20 protein-coding genes and 1 pseudogene are annotated in these 20,294 nt (G+C 45.7%); 12 read left to right on the top strand and 9 right to left on the bottom strand.

The features are described 5' to 3' along the window. Positions 1–37: 37 nt before the first annotated feature. Both CVV44_10810 and CVV44_10805 read right to left on the bottom strand, forming a co-directional pair. A complete protein-coding gene (locus CVV44_10810; protein ID PKL38370.1) occupies positions 38–763 on the bottom strand; it encodes a DNA-binding response regulator in 726 nt (241 codons plus the stop codon). Positions 764–768: 5 nt separating this feature from the next. Further along, a complete protein-coding gene (locus CVV44_10805; GenBank protein ID PKL38369.1) occupies positions 769–2,646 on the bottom strand; it encodes a hypothetical protein in 1,878 nt (625 codons plus the stop codon). 394 nt (positions 2,647–3,040) lie between these two features. On the opposite strand from CVV44_10805, the gene CVV44_10800 reads away from it, so the two are divergent. Beyond that, positions 3,041–5,149, top strand: a complete 2,109-nt coding sequence (locus CVV44_10800; GenBank protein PKL38368.1) for a hypothetical protein — start codon at positions 3,041–3,043, stop codon at positions 5,147–5,149. A 25-nt stretch (positions 5,150–5,174) separates the two neighbouring features. On the opposite strand, the gene CVV44_10795 is transcribed toward CVV44_10800, so the two are convergent. Continuing rightward, positions 5,175–5,426, bottom strand: coding sequence for a hypothetical protein (locus tag CVV44_10795; protein PKL38367.1), 252 nt, complete (start codon positions 5,424–5,426; stop codon positions 5,175–5,177). 317 nt (positions 5,427–5,743) lie between these two features. Here CVV44_10795 and CVV44_10790 point away from each other — a divergent pair, with 317 nt between their 5' ends. Both CVV44_10790 and CVV44_10785 read left to right on the top strand, forming a co-directional pair. Then, positions 5,744–6,751, top strand: coding sequence for a hypothetical protein (locus tag CVV44_10790; protein ID PKL38366.1), 1,008 nt, complete (start codon positions 5,744–5,746; stop codon positions 6,749–6,751). A 118-nt stretch (positions 6,752–6,869) separates the two neighbouring features. Continuing rightward, entirely contained in the window at positions 6,870–8,624 is a 1,755-nt protein-coding gene (locus CVV44_10785) for a hypothetical protein (GenBank protein ID PKL38365.1), read from the top strand. Positions 8,625–8,683: 59 nt separating this feature from the next. Here CVV44_10785 and CVV44_10780 read toward each other — a convergent pair whose 3' ends face one another. The 3 genes from CVV44_10780 to CVV44_10770 are packed head-to-tail and all read right to left on the bottom strand — an operon-like array spanning position 8,684 to position 9,837. Further along, a complete protein-coding gene (locus CVV44_10780; GenBank protein ID PKL38364.1) occupies positions 8,684–9,145 on the bottom strand; it encodes a MarR family transcriptional regulator in 462 nt (153 codons plus the stop codon). A 3-nt stretch (positions 9,146–9,148) separates the two neighbouring features. Further along, positions 9,149–9,637 carry a glutathione peroxidase gene (locus CVV44_10775; protein ID PKL38363.1) on the bottom strand — a complete coding sequence of 163 codons (489 nt, stop codon included), beginning with the start codon at positions 9,635–9,637 and terminating at the stop codon, positions 9,149–9,151. A 14-nt stretch (positions 9,638–9,651) separates the two neighbouring features. Next, complete coding sequence (locus CVV44_10770) at positions 9,652–9,837, bottom strand: hypothetical protein (GenBank protein PKL38362.1); 186 nt, start codon at positions 9,835–9,837, stop codon at positions 9,652–9,654. On the opposite strand from CVV44_10770, the gene CVV44_10765 reads away from it, so the two are divergent. From CVV44_10765 to CVV44_10750, 4 genes and pseudogenes are all read left to right on the top strand, one after another. Then, positions 9,836–10,018, top strand: a complete 183-nt coding sequence (locus CVV44_10765) for a hypothetical protein (GenBank protein PKL38361.1) — start codon at positions 9,836–9,838, stop codon at positions 10,016–10,018. The two genes, CVV44_10770 and CVV44_10765, sit on opposite strands and share 2 nt — an antisense overlap. Further along, the gene (locus tag CVV44_10760) at positions 10,012–10,254 is read left to right on the top strand and encodes a hypothetical protein (protein ID PKL38360.1); all 243 of its coding nucleotides are present in this window, start codon (positions 10,012–10,014) and stop codon (positions 10,252–10,254) included. Before CVV44_10765 ends, CVV44_10760 begins: the two co-directional genes overlap by 7 nt. Positions 10,255–10,305: 51 nt before the next feature. Beyond that, complete coding sequence (locus CVV44_10755) at positions 10,306–10,692, top strand: hypothetical protein (GenBank protein ID PKL38359.1); 387 nt, start codon at positions 10,306–10,308, stop codon at positions 10,690–10,692. Beyond that, positions 10,689–11,061, top strand: a pseudogene (locus CVV44_10750) (hypothetical protein). Before CVV44_10755 ends, CVV44_10750 begins: the two are co-directional and overlap by 4 nt. Before the next feature lie 40 nt (positions 11,062–11,101). On the opposite strand, the gene CVV44_10745 reads toward CVV44_10750, so the two are convergent. Continuing rightward, positions 11,102–11,842 carry a short chain dehydrogenase gene (locus CVV44_10745; GenBank protein PKL38358.1) on the bottom strand — a complete coding sequence of 247 codons (741 nt, stop codon included), beginning with the start codon at positions 11,840–11,842 and terminating at the stop codon, positions 11,102–11,104. Between the two features lie 139 nt (positions 11,843–11,981). Between CVV44_10745 and CVV44_10740 the strand changes: the two genes are divergently transcribed. The 5 genes from CVV44_10740 (at position 11,982) to CVV44_10720 (ending at position 16,436) form a co-directional block, all read left to right on the top strand. Beyond that, entirely contained in the window at positions 11,982–12,605 is a 624-nt protein-coding gene (locus CVV44_10740; GenBank protein PKL38357.1) for a hypothetical protein, read from the top strand. Then, positions 12,602–12,865: a hypothetical protein gene (locus CVV44_10735; GenBank protein ID PKL38356.1), complete on the top strand. Its 264-nt coding sequence runs from the start codon at positions 12,602–12,604 to the stop codon at positions 12,863–12,865. The genes CVV44_10740 and CVV44_10735 overlap by 4 nt, the downstream gene beginning before the upstream one ends. Before the next feature lie 500 nt (positions 12,866–13,365). Then, positions 13,366–14,847, top strand: coding sequence for an epimerase (locus tag CVV44_10730; protein ID PKL38355.1), 1,482 nt, complete (start codon positions 13,366–13,368; stop codon positions 14,845–14,847). Between the two features lie 216 nt (positions 14,848–15,063). After that, entirely contained in the window at positions 15,064–15,747 is a 684-nt protein-coding gene (locus CVV44_10725; protein PKL38354.1) for a hypothetical protein, read from the top strand. Beyond that, positions 15,744–16,436, top strand: a complete 693-nt coding sequence (locus CVV44_10720) for a hypothetical protein (GenBank protein ID PKL38353.1) — start codon at positions 15,744–15,746, stop codon at positions 16,434–16,436. Before CVV44_10725 ends, CVV44_10720 begins: the two co-directional genes overlap by 4 nt. Positions 16,437–16,624: 188 nt before the next feature. Here the strand turns inward: CVV44_10720 and CVV44_10715 are convergent, their stop codons facing one another. Continuing rightward, positions 16,625–17,269, bottom strand: a complete 645-nt coding sequence (locus tag CVV44_10715) for a hypothetical protein (GenBank protein ID PKL38352.1) — start codon at positions 17,267–17,269, stop codon at positions 16,625–16,627. 289 nt (positions 17,270–17,558) lie between these two features. Then, positions 17,559–20,093, bottom strand: a complete 2,535-nt coding sequence (locus tag CVV44_10710; protein PKL38351.1) for a hypothetical protein — start codon at positions 20,091–20,093, stop codon at positions 17,559–17,561. Positions 20,094–20,294 lie beyond the last annotated feature (201 nt).

The raw sequence follows: 20,294 nt of genomic DNA, 5'->3' as shown, positions 1-20,294 counted from the left end.
TGATGAATTCAGAATTATTCAATCATGAGTATTAGTTTTAGAAAGAAATTATTTTCTTGATATCTGATACGAAGGACTGCCCTATGGGAAGAATTGTCTCATCTTCGTCATTTAGATAAATCCGGTATTGACTTCCCAGGATGTGTTCAAATTCCCGAATTTTATTCATATTGATGGCGTGTTGTTTGTGGACCCTTATGAATATATTCCCGGGCAGTTTTTCCATGACGTCACTGAGAAAGCAATTGAGCTCAAAACATTTTTCTTCAGTATGAATTATTGTTTTTCTTTTATGGGATGATACATATACAATGTCTTCAAAGGGGAGTACCCTGTATTTGTTTTTGTCTTTAAAAGTAAAGACTTTATCTTTAAGCCTTGTCGGGGTATCGGCATTGAGTATCTGTGCTATGGCTTTGTCCACGGCAGTATCGAACCGTGCCTGAGTGAAGGGCTTAAGAAGATAGTCTACGGCGCAGAGATCAAATGCCCTTACGGCGAACTCATTAAAGGATGTCGTAAAGATAACCAGGGGGGAGGGCTCAAGTTTTTCATAAACTTCAATACCGTTAAAAAATGGCATCTCAACGTCAAGGAAAAGCAGATCATATGTATGGGCAGAGAGCTTTTCAAGCGCTTCTCTGCCGTCCCTGGCCATACCTTCCAGTTTTAGTTCCGGTCTTTCCAGTATATAGCTCACCAGTAATTCCCTTGCCGGAACCATATCCTCCGCGATAAAAACAGTATACAGTCTATCATCCATAGTATCTATTGTGTCTCAAAGACAATTGATGTCTTCACTCCATTATCCTTCTTGTTATTCATTTCAAAAGAGGAGTCAGGGAAATAAAACCTGAGTCGGTCCTTTATATTTCCCAGCGTGCCGGAATAAAGATCGTTGTGGGAATATCCCCTGCCGTTATCATCCACGATTATGGTGATCTGCTTGTCATCATACGATGTTTCTATCTTGATGAAACCCATTTTGTTTCCGGCAATTCCATGCTTTAGAGAATTTTCAACTACGGGCTGCAGAATAAGGGGAGGGACTTTTATAAAGTCAAGATTTTCATCCTTTATCATTTCGTAATGCAGTGTATCGGGAAATTCAATTTTTTTAAATTCAAGATAATTTTTTGTAAAATTCCACTCGTCTTCAAAACTGATGAGAGAGTTAAAGGATTTTCCCAGAAGAAAGTGGTACATCTCCGATAAGGAGATAATAGCCTCTTCAGATTTTTCCGGATTTCTTTTCATGAGGCTGTGTATCGTATGCAGGGCGTTGAATAAAAAATGAGGGTACATTCTCTTCTGCAGATTGTTAAACCGGGACTCCTCATATTTTTTCAGCAGCCGTTCCTGAAGCATGTTGAGATCATTCAGTTCTATGGAGAGCGCTTCAGCGCGGTTATACGCCTTGGAGAAGCGTATTGACAGCGCGAAGGCCTGGGAGAGAATAAAAATAAGAAAGCCGTATGGTAAGATAAAATTACCGGGTATTATCCCCCTGTCAAAGAGGATATCGTTTATTCCGGAGAGATACAGGATAACTATTCCGGTTAATAGAACGGCAGCGCCTTCACTTTTCCTCACTACCGCCATGATAAGAACAATCAGAATATATATTGATGACAGTAAGAGCAGGATTTGATACGGGACCACAATATATGCATTAGTCTTTACCGGCAGGAATGCCGCCGCAACGATAATAACACCGCAGATGATCACAATGGAACGGACGAAGTTTTTTGACATTATCTTCTGATACAGACACCATGTAAAGAGCGTTGTAAGCGGGAGAATGGCGTACAGGGTGATGTGTTCCAGGCGTGCCGCAAGCTCCCAGTTTATATCGGGAATTAAAAAGACTATCATTCGCTCGCCCATAAGGAATGTCCTCAGGGCAATGACCAGGCAGAAAAGGCAGAAGATCAAAGCAGAGTATTGGTCACGCCTGAGGAGGAAAAGGCTTAAATGATAGATGGACATAATCAGAAGGACGCCCAGCATGAATACATTACTGGTAATATCCAGATAATTGATCCTTTGTATCTGTTCCTGCAGGCCAAGTTTTATGCTATGGAGTGCACCGCCGTCATAATCATGAAAGTTCGCAATCTGTAAGGTTATTTTTAAAGTTTCATTTTTGGGTTTAAGGGTAAATATGCGTGGAAGAAACTGCGGCTTCACTGTTTCTTTATCATTGCCCACGGTTCCGTTCCATGCATACAATGTATCATCGATCCACAACCTGTACGCGCTGGACATCTCAGGGACTTTTATCCCCAGCGGGGTTGCGGTTTTTTTCAGTTTTGTTTCAAGGGTGAAGGTCGCATAGCCGTCGCCGGATAGTCTTTTTCCGTCAATAACCATACCATTCCATCGTGATGGCATCGTTATCAGCTCTGCTTTAATATGGTCTTTATTAAAATCTTCAGGAGAAAGAAGCTGCTTCCAGTAGAACTTCCACTGACCGTTAAGCTTAATGACTCCCTTTTCTTTAAAATTATAATCAGAAAGATCGAGAATGCCATTTTTTGCCAGTGGTCTTTTTTCCGATGAACATCCCATTACTGATGATATCAATAATAAAGAAATACATAGAGCGAATGCTGATGTAATAGTAGGTTTGATATCTGACTCCATATCTGCAGTTATAATTACTGTTTCGTGAACGACGAGTCCGATGGATACAATTTTTCATATAAATACTTTTTTATCATGAGATGTCAATGGAAATTTACATTTCATACACTTTTATAGTATTCACGCACGAAATAGAACTGTTCATGCACCAAAGGGAACGATACATCGCACATCGGTTGTTATTTCAGGGATTATGCGTATGTTCTATACGTCTAAAGCAGGCGTAGATAATTGTGATGATATTGTGAAATATGGTATTGTTTCCAGGGAAGTATATGAAATTATTACCTTACGTTTTATGTCTGTCAAATATAAACGATTGTAAAAACATTTTCCCTGCACTATCTGATTTTCCCCACGGCGATAAATCTAACATAAATAAAAGAGGGAGCTTATGAAAAAATTATTCAGTTTTATCCTGGCTGCCGCAGTTGCGGTTATAACAGCCTGTGACGGCGGTTCCAGTTCCTCTCCGGACCCGGAAAATACCCTTACAGGCACTGCTGCTGTTGGGGCGGCCGTGAGCGGCACTGTGTATGTCAGGGATTCACTTGATGCCCTGGCGAGCGGTGTGATCGGGGCCGACGGGACCTTCTCCATCAGCACTGAAGGGATGACAGGGCCCTTTGTGCTGATGGCGATTGGGAACGTGGGAACGAAGTATGTGCAGCTCTATTCAACAATAGGCGAGCCGGGGAATGTCAATGTAACGCCCGCGACAACGCTTATCATGCACATGGCTCTTCAGGAGGACCCTGAAGAACTCTACGATCCGGTTGACATGATGACTGAAGGTGCAGACATCCCCGATGCACCGGCAGCTGTAAATGTGAATGACGCGAAGGAGGAGCTTTCCAGTATTCTTGTGACGGTCATGACGGAAGTTGATTCCAGTCTTGATGGGAGTTTTGATCTTGTCTCCGGCAGCTTTACCGCTGATGGTACCGGCTTTGATAAGGTCCTGGACGTGGTAAGCCTTGAGGCTGCCACCTCTGGGAGTGAAACGGTTATTACCATAGGCAGCACCTCTACGGGAACCATATTCTATGAAAAGAATGTTACCACGGATACCGCGACAGTGACTGATCTGGACTCGTTTGTAGATGTGATAGAGGAAGAGGCCACGGACCTTGACCTTGCCCGGGCGACCCTTGAAAACATATATAGCGCGCGGAACTATCCGGTGCGCTTTTCCGGAAGCATTCCGAACGCTGATGATATAGACGCGGTTGAGGTGCTGCTGGAAGCGAACTATGCCGGTGATGCTCTCTTTCTTGATGAAGGAGTAGGCAGGACAACGGCAATCAACAACTTCATCGCTGATAAATCCGATCTCGAGGAGGGTTTTTTCATTAATGTCCATTCGTGGACTCTAAAGAATATCCGTATCCTGGGACGCATGGAGGCCTTTAGTTTTTCCACCACCACCGTCAATATTCCTGAATTTAATGGCAATCCGGCTGCTCCGGGACTGACCGTGAGCGGAGAAGACTGGACCTTCACCGAAAAAACCCTGATATGCGAGACCACCTGCACGGCCATAATGGGCGAACAGACTTTTACCATGACCGGCTATGACTACTTCATTAATGAGGGAACAGATGACGAGCCCGACTGGAAGTGGCTCGGTTCGCAGAGTCCCATGGACAGATTCCGTGTCGAGGGTTACATGGAGCGAAGCATCACGAACGGCGGCATACCCGAAATATCCACAGGGATCAGCCTCAGCTTCAGGGAGTACGATGAGTCTGAGGCTCTCTATGATATTGATGCCATACTGGTCATGGGTGACGGCATCAGGGCGGAGTACAACTCATCAGGAGATAAAGGGCTTCTGTTGCTCAGGTCAGAGGGTTCTGATGAATTCGAAATCGTAAACGGCAACAGCACCGATATGGGACACCAGGACTATCTGGAGATCGATGAGGATATCTCTTCACTGGACATTACGGCCATGGGAAACCGGATGTACCGCTATATAGCCCTTCGGCTTAATGATAATGATACAAGCAACACGTTTACTGCCGGTGATACCTTCACTCCGGTCTATACAGGTGTGAAAAGGCTGAACTACATCCCCATTGCCGGGACCGTTCTTTCGGCAAGCCCGGGGAGCTACTTCGCCACCTTCACCGCCCCTGCGGCAACAAGCCTGGACGGAATAACGGGCATCACTCCAGAAACGCCCTCGACCTGGACACTGGCCTATGCCTGGTCATTGCCTGCGGGTTTATCCTTTTACAGTCTGGGGGCCGGGTTCAAGTTTGACTGGACTTACGGAAGTGATTCAGGCACCAATACCAATTACACCGAGGAAGAGGGCAATGTGTATAATGGGGAGTACACTGCTCAAATGTTTAACCCGATGATATGTACGGGTGGAGACTGTGATGATGAGGGCGATACTTCTCCTGAAAGCGTTGAACTCAATGAGATAGAGTTCAGTGTCTCTTCACATGATTTAGAAGGAAGGGAAATACGGAATCGGCTGATTCTTCAATAGGTTTCATCATATTCTGATGCACTTATCAGCGGCAGCCCTGTGAAAGGGTTGCCGTTTTTTGGTGCTGAGAGGAAATTCCCATCGTCAAAACCGGTTTAATGAAACTGAATGTCTCGTGCCGATACCGGGCGTGGCATGGACAGTTGAAATCGTTAAGCTGATTGCAGTGTTTTGCCAGGGACGAGAAGGTCTCCCTTTTCAATTTGCTGGTAATTCCCGTGACACGGAAAAACCAGAAAAGAGATATGTTCTTGTCAATAATACGGGAAACCGTCATGGTCAGTTCCGGTTCAAGCCGGCACTACAGCGAAATCTGCTACTGGGTGCGATGGTGAATTGAGTAATTAAAGCCCGACCGGCCTCGCCTGGAATCTCTCAGAAATAGCTTTTCACAATTCTTGTCCTGCACGAATTCATATTATTTTCCAGCCTGTACAGTCCCCATTTTTTTCCGGCATTGAATCGCTTGCCTGTTCAATAATTTTCCGAATTGCCGTTAAATGAGCAATATAAGAGCATACATTGATGCTTTTGCAAAAAAAGTATTGACATTTTTATGCATGTAAAGTAAACGGACGGACCAGTACGTCCGGTATGCAGTGTATGAAATTTGCAGGTAAAAGGCGGGACACAGATATGGCAAAAAAGACCGAAGAAAAAAAACCAGGCAACAGGATACCTCTCTATACGGAGATAGGCAAATATTTTACCGCCGACGGGAGTTTCGACGAGAGGATATTCAGGAAGAACCTGGGCGAAATGATTCCCCCCGGGCGCGACAGGGACGGTAAGGACGGAGACCGGTCCTTCCATGAGCGCCTTTCCTGTTATCTTACGGAAATACTGGCATACCTGCTGGAGAAGGACATGCCCCGGTCGGCCTGGCTTGTCTTCAGGGCGGCAGTGGCGGAGACAAAACGTCTCGGACTCAAAAATCTCTCCCTGTCGCCGGAGCATCTTGATTTTTTTCTATCATCGCCCTTTCCCGAAAATGTTGAGGCTGAAAAGGAGCGTCCCACGCGGGATGAAAAAAAAGATAAAATTTTCCGCGCCGCCCTGGACGTTTTCGAAAAGGAGGGCTTCCGCAGGGCCACCATGGACCGCATCGCCCAGGGAGCGGGCATCGGCAAGGCCTCGGTGTATCGCATGTTCAACAACAAGGAAGAGCTCATGGAGCAGCTTCTCGATGAACATTACGGGGAAATTGTAAGAGCCATTAATGAGATCAATTCACGGAGCATCAATATCCTTGAACAGATCCGCGAGATGATCGAGTTCTGGGTGGATTACATCTCGCGTAATCCCGTGATCTATCTTCTCATCCAGACCGAGTCCAATTCGCAGGGCACGGGAAACAAGGTGGTGTTCTATTACCATCTCACCTCGAGCCTGCCCATGTTCAAGGAGCATATCGTGTCCATGAACCGGAAGAATATGCTGAAGACCATCAACTTCTACACGGTGTTTTACGGCGTCCTGGGATATATCGACGGTGTAGTTATCAAGTGGTTTAAGAGCGGCATGAATTATGATCTCCGCGATGAGATACCGGAGATACTGGAGGTTCTTTTCCGGGGATTCGTGAAGGACAAAGCCCCCTAAATCCCCCGGAGGGGGACTTTGGGAGACAGAAAAATATATAAACCCCCGGTGGGGGTGGCAGTAAATAATTAAAGCTAGCGAACATATACATTTGCCGGGGGCCACAGGAGTTCCAGGAATGCTATATGAAATTATTAAAATTGGAGGTTTATGTATGGAGACTTTTGAAAAGTCAAAAGTTCTGGGTAATGAAAAGGGGAGAAGGATCGGAGTGGAAGGTACAGCGGATGTTCACCGGTCACAGTGGGTTCCCCGTGAACATCCCGGCACATGCCAGGTGCCGTTTCTTCTGTACCCTCTTTCAGTAAGTCATCGCGAAAACATGGTAATCAGGCGAATCTGGAAGTCAAGTCATTATTATGGCCAGGATTTCACTCCTTTTGAAATCACCGATGTGCCCGACAAGCACCGCCTGGCCCAGGTCCTGGCCTGCGGGCTCAAGGCGACAAACGCTACTTATTCGCAGCACTGGGAGGGCATGTACTTCGACTGGACCTTTAACGGCAACATGCGGGAGATTATCGATGAGTTCAGCGAGATGAGCGGTGAAGAGCGCTTCGTTGACAATGCCTTTGCCACGGTAGTTCTCATGAACACGGGATACGGCGGCCCCTTCATGGACATGCTGCGGTTCAGGAGGATGCCCATACCGCCCAGCATGCTCAGTCTTGAACAGATCGACATGGGGACCTTTGAGCATAATATCAAGGCGGCCATCGGATCGGTGCTGGGAGGCGCTGTTGGAGTTAATATCATCCGCCACAGCCTGGGCGCAGAGCTCATCAACGGCGCTAACAGTAAAGGTTATGACAGGCTGAAAAGGATGCTTCTCCTTCCCGGCATGAATCCCAATGGAAAGATCGCTTCCATAATCCAGATCGGGTTCAAGCAGCAGCAGGACCGTGTGGAATTTAAAAAGAAGCATATGGATATTGCCGCTGCCAAGATCATCGAGCGCAAAAGCGAGCGGAGGAACGTGGATTTTTCCCGGTCCGTCCAACCCGCGGTAATGTTTAATTTTCTCAGGAGTTTCAACGGCGAGCTGGTGAAAAACGGCGTCGGTGATATGGTGAAGACCATTGTGGTGAACGGCGGCGACGATGAAGGAAAGAAAATCCTGGACCGTATCAGGGAGCGTATCGATACGGGCCTTTCAAAAACCTATGATGACATGATCAGGGCCTATGAAAGCAATTTCAGTGAGGGCATGATCCAGGCCACGCTGGAGGATTATACCAACCTGGCCCACATGGTGGTTGCCATGGGCAAAAAAGTCCTGAAGCCCCGGGAGGACGCCCATAAAATGATATTCATCTATATCAACATGGAGGAAGCGAAGCGTCTCGGCAGGCCCGTTGATATGACTGAGCATTCCATCGGCGAGGCGATCCAGGCCGGCCTGAATTCCATCCACCTCGACGGCACCACGGATATACCCCGCGGAGAAGACATGCGTTACGGCGCCTTCTGTCTTACCGGCCCCATCCATTCGGCCGAATGTAATGATTCCGTTGAGCAGCTGGAGCGAGGCTGGGGACATGGTTTCTGGGATATACTGGCTCCGGAGCTCCCTGAAACGAACAAGCTCATCGCCGTGGTGGCCCTGGCCGCCAAGAGTGAGAGCGATGCCATGATAGCCGAGGTGCAGGCCATGGAGCAGCGCAAGTCCGTCAACGACATCTTCTGGTACAAAACATGGAACCATCCCGGGGGGAAAAAGCTCGATGTTCCGCAGTGGATTTCTTATGGTCATGTGCTCCATGCGGCTCCGGTAAAGGGGAATGATATCCCCCTTCAGGAGATTTGTATGCCCGAATATCTGCCCGAACACCATCCTGTTTCTTCAGTTTTTCTGGAGAGGAAAAGGGCGTAAATCCCAATTGTGATACACACCACACATCCATTGGGCGTCCCGGAAGGGGCGCCTTTTTTTTACCGTGGGGCGGCTCCGCCGCATTCCGATTTGCCCTCCATGCGCAGGAGAAGATCCGCCAGTTCCTTTTTAAACCGGTGATACTCTTCAGCGCTAAGGCCGGTCCGGCAGAATAGTTCCTCGGGAACACCTGCGGCCCGCGCTTTCAGATTCGCCCCTTTCTTCGTGAGGGAAATGATGACCTTCCGCTCATCCTCCTTTGACCGTTCACGGATAATGAAGCCGCCCGTCTCGAGCCTTTTAAGCATGGGGCTTACGGTTCCCGTGTCCATGTGAAGCAGCTCTGTTATGCGGTTCACCTCCACGTGGTCGCTCTCCCAGAGAATGAGCATGGTCAGGTACTGGGGGTAGGTGATACCCAGTTCCGCAAGGAGCGGGCCATACATCCGCGTCATGGCCCGCGAAACGGAATAGAACAGAAAACAGAGCTGGTTGTCGAGGCGGAGATATTCGTCTTTCATGGTCTATTTCTCTCTGAGAAGCTTCTCAATATCTCCCTCGATCTTTTCCGGTTTTGTCGCAGGCGCGTAGCGTTTGACTACGTTTCCCGTACGGTCCACGAGAAATTTCGTGAAGTTCCATTTAACGGCCTTTGTTCCCAGGATTCCCCGTTTCGCCGTGGTGAGAAAGGCGTAGAGAGGATGGATCGCATCGCCCTTCACATCCACCTTGTCGAATATGGGGAAGGTAATGTTGAAGTTCACGGAACAGAATTCCTTTATCGCGCTGTTATCTCCCGGTTCCTGTTCCATGAACTGGTTGCACGGGAAGGCTAATAGCTCGAAACCTTCTTCCCGGTGCTTTGCATAGAGGGCCTGAAGACCGTCGTACTGGGGCGTAAACCCGCACTTGCTGGCCGTGTTCACGATGAGCAGCACCTTTCCTTTGTATTCGCCCATGGATCTGTTCAGCAAGGCGTTTGTTTTTACCGTGATATCGTATAAGGCTGACATGGTATTTCTCCTGATTATAGGTTGCGCCGGCCGTAGACCTTGAAGAGCTCTTCACGCTCCTCCGGCGATTTTGATAAAAGGTACGATTTCCATCCCGGGCAAAAGCCGATGTGCCATTTCCAGAAACGTCCCACGAGGGATTTGGGATTTTTGTCATACTTTTTACGCATGGGGCAGGTTTCGCAATTGCTTTGTTTCATGATGATCTCCTCCGGAGTTGTATATTATTATATTGTATGCAATATAATAATATACAACAGAAAAGTCAAGTTAATATTTAAAAACAATCCGCTGCGGGGAAGAAATTCATTCCGGAAGAAAAAAAGAAAATGTAACCACAGGGGCGCGGGGACACAGGGGAAAGCACGGGGCGATTGCTGAAAACTATCCCGGAGAGTTTGACAGGAGTGAAGCATGGAATTCTCATTGAATATAGATTGAGCCCAGCATATAAAATATTTATCGGAGGAGAATATCAGTTCCTGCCAAAATATAAAAGTTTTAAAACGGCGTACTTGGAAGATACCTCTGCTGCTCAAGGTGGGACATTTGATTGGGAAGAAACTATCAAGCTCACAGGCTACTCCATCACGGCCGGTGCGGCTTATTCTTTTTAAATGAATAATTTTTATACGGGCCGCATAAATTGAAACATTCAGGGGCGCCCCTTGTTTTACATTTTCGTAATCATTCCCGTGGGAAGCACACGCAGCAGGCGGCGCACCAGGTTCCAGTGGAATGCACCCAATATTAAAAATTTTACAGGTTCCCTTATTTTCAAAAAACTCGTCTTGACTTTATTGCATGGGAGAGTAGTATTATTCAAAAAATTGAAAGGTGCAGCCATGAGCAGGGTAATAATTGACATACATGATAAATCGAAAGAAAAGGCGCTGATAGAATTTTTAAAATCGATTCCTTTTGTAGCAGTTCTGGAAAAACAAAAAACAAAAGGTGTAAACCGCGGCAATTTCAGAAAGCTGTATGGCCTCTGGAAAGGGAGGAAAATCAGTCTGAAAGAAATAAAAAGCGCTGCATGGGACAGAAAGCGATGATTTTATGTGATACTAACATAATCATCGAGTTATTCAAGGGGAACAGGGAAACAATCGGTGTCATGGAAAATGCCGGACTGGATATATATCGATCAGTTCCATAACTGAAATGGAATTGTATTTCGGCGCTTTAAATAAGGCTGAGCTTAATAAATAAAGAAGTCGATACAATCCCTTGAAATACTCCATGTCGATTCAAATGTATCGCAAAATGCTGTGGCTCTGATAGAGAAATATGCCAAGAGCCATTCATTGAATATACCGGATGCAATTATTGCAGCAACTGCGATGGTCTATGGCATGGACTTGTTCACCTATAATATTAAGGATTTCAAGTTTATAAAAAACCTGCGACTGTATAACTACTAATTAAAAACATAAACCGGCATGATTTCCATGTTCAATTAATTCACATCTTCGCGATCATCCCCGTGGGAAGTATTCTCAGGAGGCGGCGCACCAGGTTCCAGGGAAACACGGGTACTGTTGAGCGCTTCACCTGTTTTTCCATGAGCCGGGCGATGGCGCGCGCTCCCTTTTCCACATCGATGACGAAGGGCCGCGATTTCATCTTTCGGTTGATGGGCGTGTCGATGAAGCCCGGTGAAAGGACCGTGATCTTTATTTTCGTGCCGTGCAGCTCGGCCCGTGCCGCCTCGCAGAAGATGCTGATGCCAGCCTTGGCCGCGCAGTACGATGAATTGTTGGGAAGACCCCGGTACTCGGCAATGGATGATGTGGCCATGACGTGTCCCTGTCCGCGCTTTTTGAAGTATTCCACGGCGGCCTCCACCGTGGCGATGGCGCCCAGGAGGTTGACCTCGATGTTCTTCCGGTGCTTCTCGAAGATTCCCGTGCCCACTTTGCCCACCTCGTCGATGCCGGCGTTGGCGTAAATGATATCAAGGCCGCCCAGAACTTCTGCCAGTTCGTTCATGACCCGGGGCACCGCCGTATAGTCCGTAACGTCGAGTTTCCGTACTTCCACTTTTATTGCAGGATATTTGCCTGTCAGCTCGCCTTTCATTTTCTCCAGGACATCGATGCTCCGCGCGGCCAGGGCCAGGTTGTATCCCTTTTCTGCCAGGATGTATGACAGGGCCTGTCCTATGCCGGAACTGGCCCCGGTGATGAGTATGGTTTTTGACATGGGTTTCTCCTTTGATTCTCATTGATACTTTGCTATTGAAGAATATTTCTACAGCAGGATAAACATGCCGCGCCGGAATAATCAAGGGAATAATTCTTGACGATCAAAATTCGATCTGATAAAAAGCTCTACAGTAGAGATGATCATTATGAAGAGCGCGGCACATATCGTATCACTACTTGCACTGGTGATTGTAACAGTCAGCTGCAGTTATATGCAGAGAACTGATGCTGGATTTAAACACGCAGATAATATCACCCATCTTGCGGAAAACAAAACACTGACGGTCCTTGTCCGGTCAGACCGTGATGAATTTCTGTATCCTGAATATTATTTTCATATGACGTATATCGTCCGCCAGTGTGTTTTTGATGCCTTCCGTATTTCCGATCCTGTTATTATCTTTGACAGCTACTCAAAAGAAGTCCCGAAGGATAAGTATAATACGGATTATTTTATTGAATTATTCTTTGATGAAAAAAACGATAACAGGGATTTTATGGACTGGATTTCACTGTGTACGCTCATGATAATACCCTCTGTGGATAAAACGATGCTGGAAATGAAAGCCCGGTTCCATGTTAAGAATACGGAACGCGACTATCATTTCAGCAGAAAGGCTGAATTCAAAACATGGTATCACCTGTCTTTTATGCTAATTCAGTTTTTTGTCGATGGAGATGAAAAACTGATATCGACAGCTAAAAGTGAAATGATCATGGATGTGCTTCATGAAATGAACCGGGAAGGTCTGTTTAAATGAAAAGAATATTGGTGTTGCTGTTATTCATGATGCCCTTGTTCCTCTTCGCACCGGACTCCCATGCCGATGAAGTGGTGCTGAGAAACGGCAGCACCATAATATGCAAAATTGTCAGGGTGACCGACGATACGATAATAATTCACTATAAACAAAAAGAATCAGGCTGCATGGATAGCAATGAAATCTATATTCCCCGGAAGGCGGTCAAAAGCTACGCTGTTGATCCACTGGGCCCGCACAGTGACGCACCTGTCCATTGATGGGGCAGTTAAACTACTCATAGAATCATTGGGAAGCTGAATGACAAGACAGCGCTTATATTATCTGGACTGGCTGCGTATCCTGGCCGTCCTGCATGGCTTTTCTATTGATACAATCAGTATCGTTTCTTTTATCGTTACTGTTTTACGAAGCGCTAATAAGGAGGAACATCGTCTCCCGTTTTCTCTTTGGGATGAAGATGTGACAGGCTTTTTTTTCTTGACAACCCGTCATCATAGGAAATACATTACATGGTAATGAACAGGTTTTAATAATTTTTTAAAGCCTTGCCTGCCCGGTTCTTTCAATCAATAATTAAACATTGTTGTTTTGAGTAACAGGTTTAGATGAGTGACATTCAGTCTCGTGGAACGGGTTTGGGTGGTGTAATTTCCTGTATATCAATGTTTAATTATGTTCAGGCAATAAATTAATAAGTTAATTAAATAAGTTAATCAATGATAACCAAAATTTAATACTGTCTCAGGAGAACCTCTTTATGAAGGACCGAAAAAATGTATTGCTGACAGGCGCATCAGGTTCAATGGGTAATGCAGCCTTTCATGAGTTGTTAAAAAATATTGATGATATCAATCTGACCCTTTTTCTGCGGCCCAGCAGGAAAAACAGAAGAATGTTTAATAAATATAGCGGTACGGTTTCCATTGTCTGGGGTGATGTCAGAAACTATGCATTGGTCCGGGAAGCAGTTCGCGGCCAGGAGTATATCCTTCATCCTGCTGCCCTTATTTCACCGAAAGCGGACCATTATCCGGATAAAGCATATCAGGTCAATGCCGGTGGCGCTGAGAATATTATAAGAGCGATAAAAGAAGAGCCCAATGGCGCCGAACGGATCAAGGTCGCAATGATCGGTTCTGTTGCCCAGTATGGAGACAGGCTTCCCCCCATTCACCGTATACGAACCGGTGACCCCATGGCCCCTTCACGTTTTGATTTTTATGGCACGACTAAAATTGCCGCTGAGCGGATGCTTATTGAATCGGGCATCAAACACTGGGTCTCGCTTCGTCAGACGTATATTGCCATTCCCGACTCCATGTCCCTTATGGACCCCATTATGTTTCATCAGCCCATTGAACAGCACATTGAGCTGAATACGGCAGCTGATGCTGGATACGGTCTTTCGCGGATTATTGACATTCCCGATAATTCTGATTTCTGGCGGCGCATTTATAACATGGCCGGTGGAGAATCCTGCCGGGTTATTTATATCGATTATATGAACCAGATGATGAACCTTATGGGTATGGGTGATTTCCGAAGAGTAGTGAACCGAGACTGGTTCTGCCTGCGGAACTTTCATTGCGGCTATTTTGAAGACTCCCACATCCTTCACCGGTACCTGGGCAACCAGCGGCAGTCTATTAATGACCACTACCGGCAGGTAAAGGAAGCTATGGCCTGGTATGTACCTCTGGGAAGATATGTGCCGAAACCGGTGATTAAAAATCTGGTCATGAGGCCCATGGCTTTACGGAAAGACGGCCCCCTTTATTGGAAAAAAAATGCCGAAAAAATGGCGGGAAGGGTTACCGCATTTTTCGGATCATATGAACGATCTCTGCAGATAGGAGACTGGAATGATGTGCCGGTTATAAACGCCGAATCAAGACTTCTGGATCACGGATACGATACATCGGTGGCTGTTGAGGCCCTTACCATCAATGAGCTTCGTGAAGCGGCCCGTTTCAGGGGAGGAGAACTGCTCTCACCGTCCTATAACGAAGACCGTGATGAAAAACTTACATGGAAATGCGCCTTTGGCCATGAGTTCAAAGCCAGTACAACCCTGACCCTCCTGGGTGGTCACTGGTGCCCCCACTGCGAGGCCCCGGGATGGAATCATGATGCAATTGCGCGAAAAAATCCCTTTTTCGCCCAGGTGCATTACAATTCCCATCATCCGGAAGAGTCCAATCATTTCGACGAGGAAATCTGCCAGGCAATGGTGGTATAGTTCTTCCCGGAAAAACTGCAGTACCAGGGCGGAAATTATAATAATCAGAAACCCTATCTGCCATGAATCCCCGATGAGCAGCCCCGGAGCGGGGCTGCAATGAAGGAATGCAACAAGTCTGATATATTCTTCATTTGATAAAACCATTGACTTTACCCGCATAAACTCTATATTATGTCACCTTGCCGTCAAGTTATACCCTCAGGATCGTGGAATATGAAAAATATTACTATGGAGGAATACATGAAAAAGATAACGCTTCCCGCGGCGCTGCTGCTGGCGCTGTTTCTGTCATCGGCAGCCTTTGCTGCAGATGATGACACCTATTTTACCGGCTTCCGTGCCGGGCTCACCATGGGTGTTTCCGGGTACAATGATTTTTATAACGATTATTTTGACCTGGTGGAGCCCTACAGTGAACAATGGCTTGGTCTTACCATGAATATCGATGATTACCTCATGATACGGACCCTCGTTACTTTTAGTTTCACGTCGATGAATCGTTCTAATAACCTGCCAGCCGGGGGGGACTATGATAAGCCTTTCTGGCGCCTGGGAGGAATCCTGGGCGTCTTTTATCAGTTCACCGTGAATAAAAACCTCTACTGTTATACGGGACCGGAAATGGCCTATATCTTTACGTCATTTGAAGATGGGAGAGATTTTTCTACCAGTGATTATGAGAAGAACACTGTCAATGAGCTGCGCCTGTCGGGTCTTTTCGGGTGCCGGTACATGTTTTCCCGGAACTTTGGTATTTTTGCAGACCTGGGCCTGGGATTCATGTTCCTCGATAATAGGAGTGAGGATTTTGATTCGACTCCCGGTACTGAAAGTACGCAATATAAAACCATCTATGTATACCAGGCCCAGGTGGGCGTGGTATTTTACGTGAATTGAAGGACCGGGAGGAGAATATAATGAAAAAAATAATAACTATTATGTGTGTCATAAGCACGCTGTTCCTGGCTTCAGCCCTTTTTGCCGCGAAGAAGGCGGACAGAAAAAATACGGTGAACAGGGACGTGTCTTTTTCCGGTGATGAGATTGGCCTTTCCTTCGGTCTCCGGGGAGTGGAGCTTCTCGCCGCAGAAGGGAATCCGTTGGAATCCATGGAAGTTTGGGTCGGGATGCATATATATGTGATGCCGGAGTTGTTTATCGCGCCGGAACTCATGGGGATGTATACGGACAGAAAGTATGATGATAACGGCGTTGAAAGCAACAGGGAGGTCTGGAAGACGGGAGCAGGCCTGGGTGCCTATTACCAGTTCAGCACGGGAGGCAATGTATTTCTCTATGCCGGCCCCAAATTCGAATTTAAATATAAAAGCTACAAGAATGAGGAAGATTCAGGCTCTGAAGTTATAAAGAAAACCATTGATGCCACTGTCCTGGCCGTTATCGGCGGGCGTTATATGGTGAGCGAATCTTTTGGCATATTCGCTGATTTCGGTCTGGGCTTCAATTTCAGGAATTATGAATACCAGGACCGGGACAGTTTTCATGTATTGACGGAAGACTATACGGACCACTATTATTCCTTCTATTCCTACAAGGGACAGGTGGGTGTGGCCTTTTATTTTTAAACAGATACACCAGTCGTGTGATGCCGTGCGTACCGGCGAAGCGCGGTTCTGCCCCTCGGCATGAAAGGGACGGAACCGCCATCATCGGCCGGGTTGTGCCGTTTCAGTGATGGACCGGCGCTTCTGTCATATGACAAATATTTTCAGGTTCATGCATGGTTTAATGGCGGGATGAGATATAACCATGTTTAATCCCCTACTTTCCTTGATTCTACCAGGATATATTTTTTTTCAAATTTTTCATACAATCCGGGAAATTTTTTGCTGAATTCTCCCAGGACTGCTTCTTTATCGTTTTTATTATGACTTACCGCATAGCCATATTTATAATCCTTTTCTACGGTAAGAATTAAATTCCCCAGGTATGCAATAGCATTACCGGGAACAGCATAGTCAATCCTTGTTTTGAACGGCAAAATTTCCGATGAATTCTGAAAAGCTATGGAGAGAATTTTATGGTCGCCGCCACGGGTCTGCAGGTAGATAGTTTCCGTACATTGATGTCCATCTTCTGTTTTTTTCCACTCCGGTTCGATGATATACTGTGACATCCTGTTTTCTTCCTGAGTCTTTCCAATATATCTTTCCCAGAGGTTTACATTCCCCCAGTCAGGCAGCTTTCCTGATTTATCTATAATGGTCAGGTGCAGTATAAGAATCGAGTTAAAACCCTCGTCAGTATCGATTTTATCCGCCTTCAGATGTTTAATGGATTGATAACTTCCACAGCCTGAGAATATGATAGCCAGTAATGATAATGCCAGTAACTTCTTCATTGTCGCCCCCGATATATGATTTAAAATGAGTCTGCTATCGATATCCGGATAAAGCATTAAGGTCAAGGGCTAAAAAGTGACCTTTAATTAACCTTTCGGTCGCCCGGAACAGGTACGGATGAGAGAAATTGTGTCCCCCCAACCACTTTAGGGCGACGAAAATTAGTGCATATCTAAAAGCGGAACGGAATATATCGCCGATAAAAATGGCCATACCGGACGGTGATGAACAGAATAATATCCTGAGAGGAAATGCTCTGAGTATACCGGGGCAGTCAGGCTGAGTGATTGTCCTGGCAGGAGTACCTGCTGAAAAATATTTTGCTTGGTTGTAGTTTATCAGCGTTTACTTTTCACGGTATGTATACATTGAATAGGCAGTGCCGTCACCGGCTTTAAAATAAAGTTTATTATTATATACGATCAGTGTTGTCGGGTTTGAGCCACCGCTAACATTGATAATATCATGAACAATTTCTGGAGGATGTACTCCGTCATAAGCCCATAGCTCAGTACCGTGTGTTCCATCATTCGCAGTAAAATATAATCTCCCTTCATAAACTGTTAAATAACTTGGATCTGAGTTTCCCGATGAGTTGATATTGGCAATATTCCTTGCCCCGGTTCCTACTTCATAAACCCAGAGTTCCTGATTTGTGCTGCTATCCCTGGCTGAAAAATATAGGTTGTCCTGGAAAACTGCTATATTTTTTATATTTGAATCATTGGAGCCTGCATAGATATCGGTTAACTGTGTAACTGTATTTGGAGGTCTGAAGGAATGGAGTTCATATCCAGAAAAGGAATCTCCATCAAAATAAAGTACATTATTGAGTGTTATTAAAAGCCTTGGCCCCGGATACGTCAGTGATGAAACTGTCTGTATTGATGATTGGTTATAATAGTAAAGTGTTGTACCTGAAGTAGTACTAGCCACAAAATATAATGAGTTGTCAAATGCAATCAGATCAGTTGGACGGGACCATCCAGTTCCAGGGTATATATCGCTTACAAGTACAGGATCGCTGGAGCCGTCATATGCCCTTAACTCTTCTCCAACTGTACTATCTGTTGCCGAAAAGTAAAGCCTATCATTCAGAACAGTCAAATATTTTGGATCGGAGTTTGCTGTGCCGGCATTTATGTCCGCTACCCGGTGAATATCGTTATTCCCGTCATAGACCCAGAGCTCATTTCCTGCAACGCCGTCATTGGCAGAAAAATAAAGTTTACCTCCGAATTCTGTAAGATAATTAGGAGAGGAGCTTGATCCTGCATAAATATCAAAAACTAGCGAAGGGCCATTTGTTTCATCGAATGACCAGAGTTCAGATCCAAGATTCCCGTCAGAGGCGGAAAAAAACAGTTTATTGTTATATATGCAAACATGTTCTAATGTTTGGGAAAAAACTCCTGAATCAATGTTGTCGACCTTTTCCAGTATTCTGTCTTTTACAGGGAAAACAACGGGGCTGAGGCATTCACCATTGCTGTTATAGGAATAGGCAAGTAGGTATGATGCACCTGCAGGAATTTCTGTATTCTCGGGGAATTCATAGGTTTTATCCTGATTATCAGCCGCAAAGGTTGCAACGGCCGGTTGCCCGGAAAGCTTCTCCGTGGCGCTAGAGCCCCAGTAAAATCTATAGCCGGTTATATCGTCCTCATTGAGGGCCTTTACCATTACCGCATGGCCGCTGACTTCATTTTCACTCATGTCAGTATCGCTGAAATAGAGGCTGTATGGATAGTGTTCCGGTATGGGATTAAGGGAAATGTCGCTTACAGTAAACAAAAAAGATTTTGAACTCAGTGTACTGCCACACACTGCAATAACTGAAAGGCTGTATTTGCCTGCAGTGAGACCGTTCCCAATGGTAAGGCTGCTTTGTATCGCGTCAGGGATTGCTGCGCCGTTCAGGTACCATTGGTAACCGTCAACACTGTTTGATGCCAAAGCCTCTACTGTCATCTCTGTGCCCAAGGCCAGGATGGAGTAGTTGCCGGAGAAAAAAATAATCAAGGGATTTTGAAGGTCCTGGTCAATTTGAAGATCGAGAGTTCCCTGTGCAACAATAAAGTCATCAGCGGTCAGATTATACGAGCCCGATGTAGTCTGTTCCGTAATGATGCGTACTGCCTCGACCATTGTCCACACCGTATCACTACCATCAAGGATGTTCACGATGAGAGTATAATAGCCATCGGGTAGACTTGAATTGGAATAAGAAGCTGTATTGTCTGCCATGGAAAAAGTGATATCAGTTGCTGTTCCATCCTGTGGAGTGAGTGTTGCTGTGATAGAAGGGTCTGTTACCGCGTCTAGCGGCCAAGAGAGAGACAGGGTGAGTGTCCCATTCCCGTCTATAGGTCTTACGGTAATACTGGCATTGGATGTTTGATCAGTTTCAATAGTAACAGTTGTGTCTCCGCTTGCAATAACGGTACCACTGGAATTGAGGGCATTGACGCTGATGGCCCACGCACCAGGAGTAAGACTATTCAATGTTGCTGAGCCGGTTGTTATTGACACTGAAAAATTGTCTGAATTTGGTCCGGTGCCGGTGATTACATATGATGCAACCGACATTTCCAGATCAGGTGCAATTGTTCTGTGTTGATCAAGGTTGGGTGAGATGTTAAGAACCAGAGAGCCCTTGAAATCATCTGGTGTATCTCCCGGAGAATTACCGCTTCCGCATCCTGCAAAGGAAAGAGCAATAATCAGTATTCCAGTCAGAATCAGGGCTTTTTTAAATACGCTTAATAGATTGAGAAAATGCATATTATACCTCCCAGATAGATCAATAACGAGTATCAGGAATGAATCATTTTGGATATGTAATAATACCTTCAGTAAAACGCAGCCTTCCAGGGTCATTCGGTTCAGGAATAGTATTTGTTGTTAAATATTATTTCACAGTGATTGTCTCAAATATCATATAGATTCGTATAACGTCAACAACAAAATGGAGCAAAAATAGAAAATTGTATCCTTGCAAAGAGGGCTATTCGATTTTTTATTAGGAGGTTTTATATGCAATTAATATGCTGATAATTCCTGATATGAGCAAAAATTGTA

The sequence above is a fragment of the Spirochaetae bacterium HGW-Spirochaetae-1 genome (assembly GCA_002839375.1).
Taxonomy (GTDB): Bacteria; Spirochaetota; UBA4802; order UBA4802; family UBA5550; genus PGXY01.
This window is presented reverse-complemented; position numbering and strand designations above follow the sequence as displayed.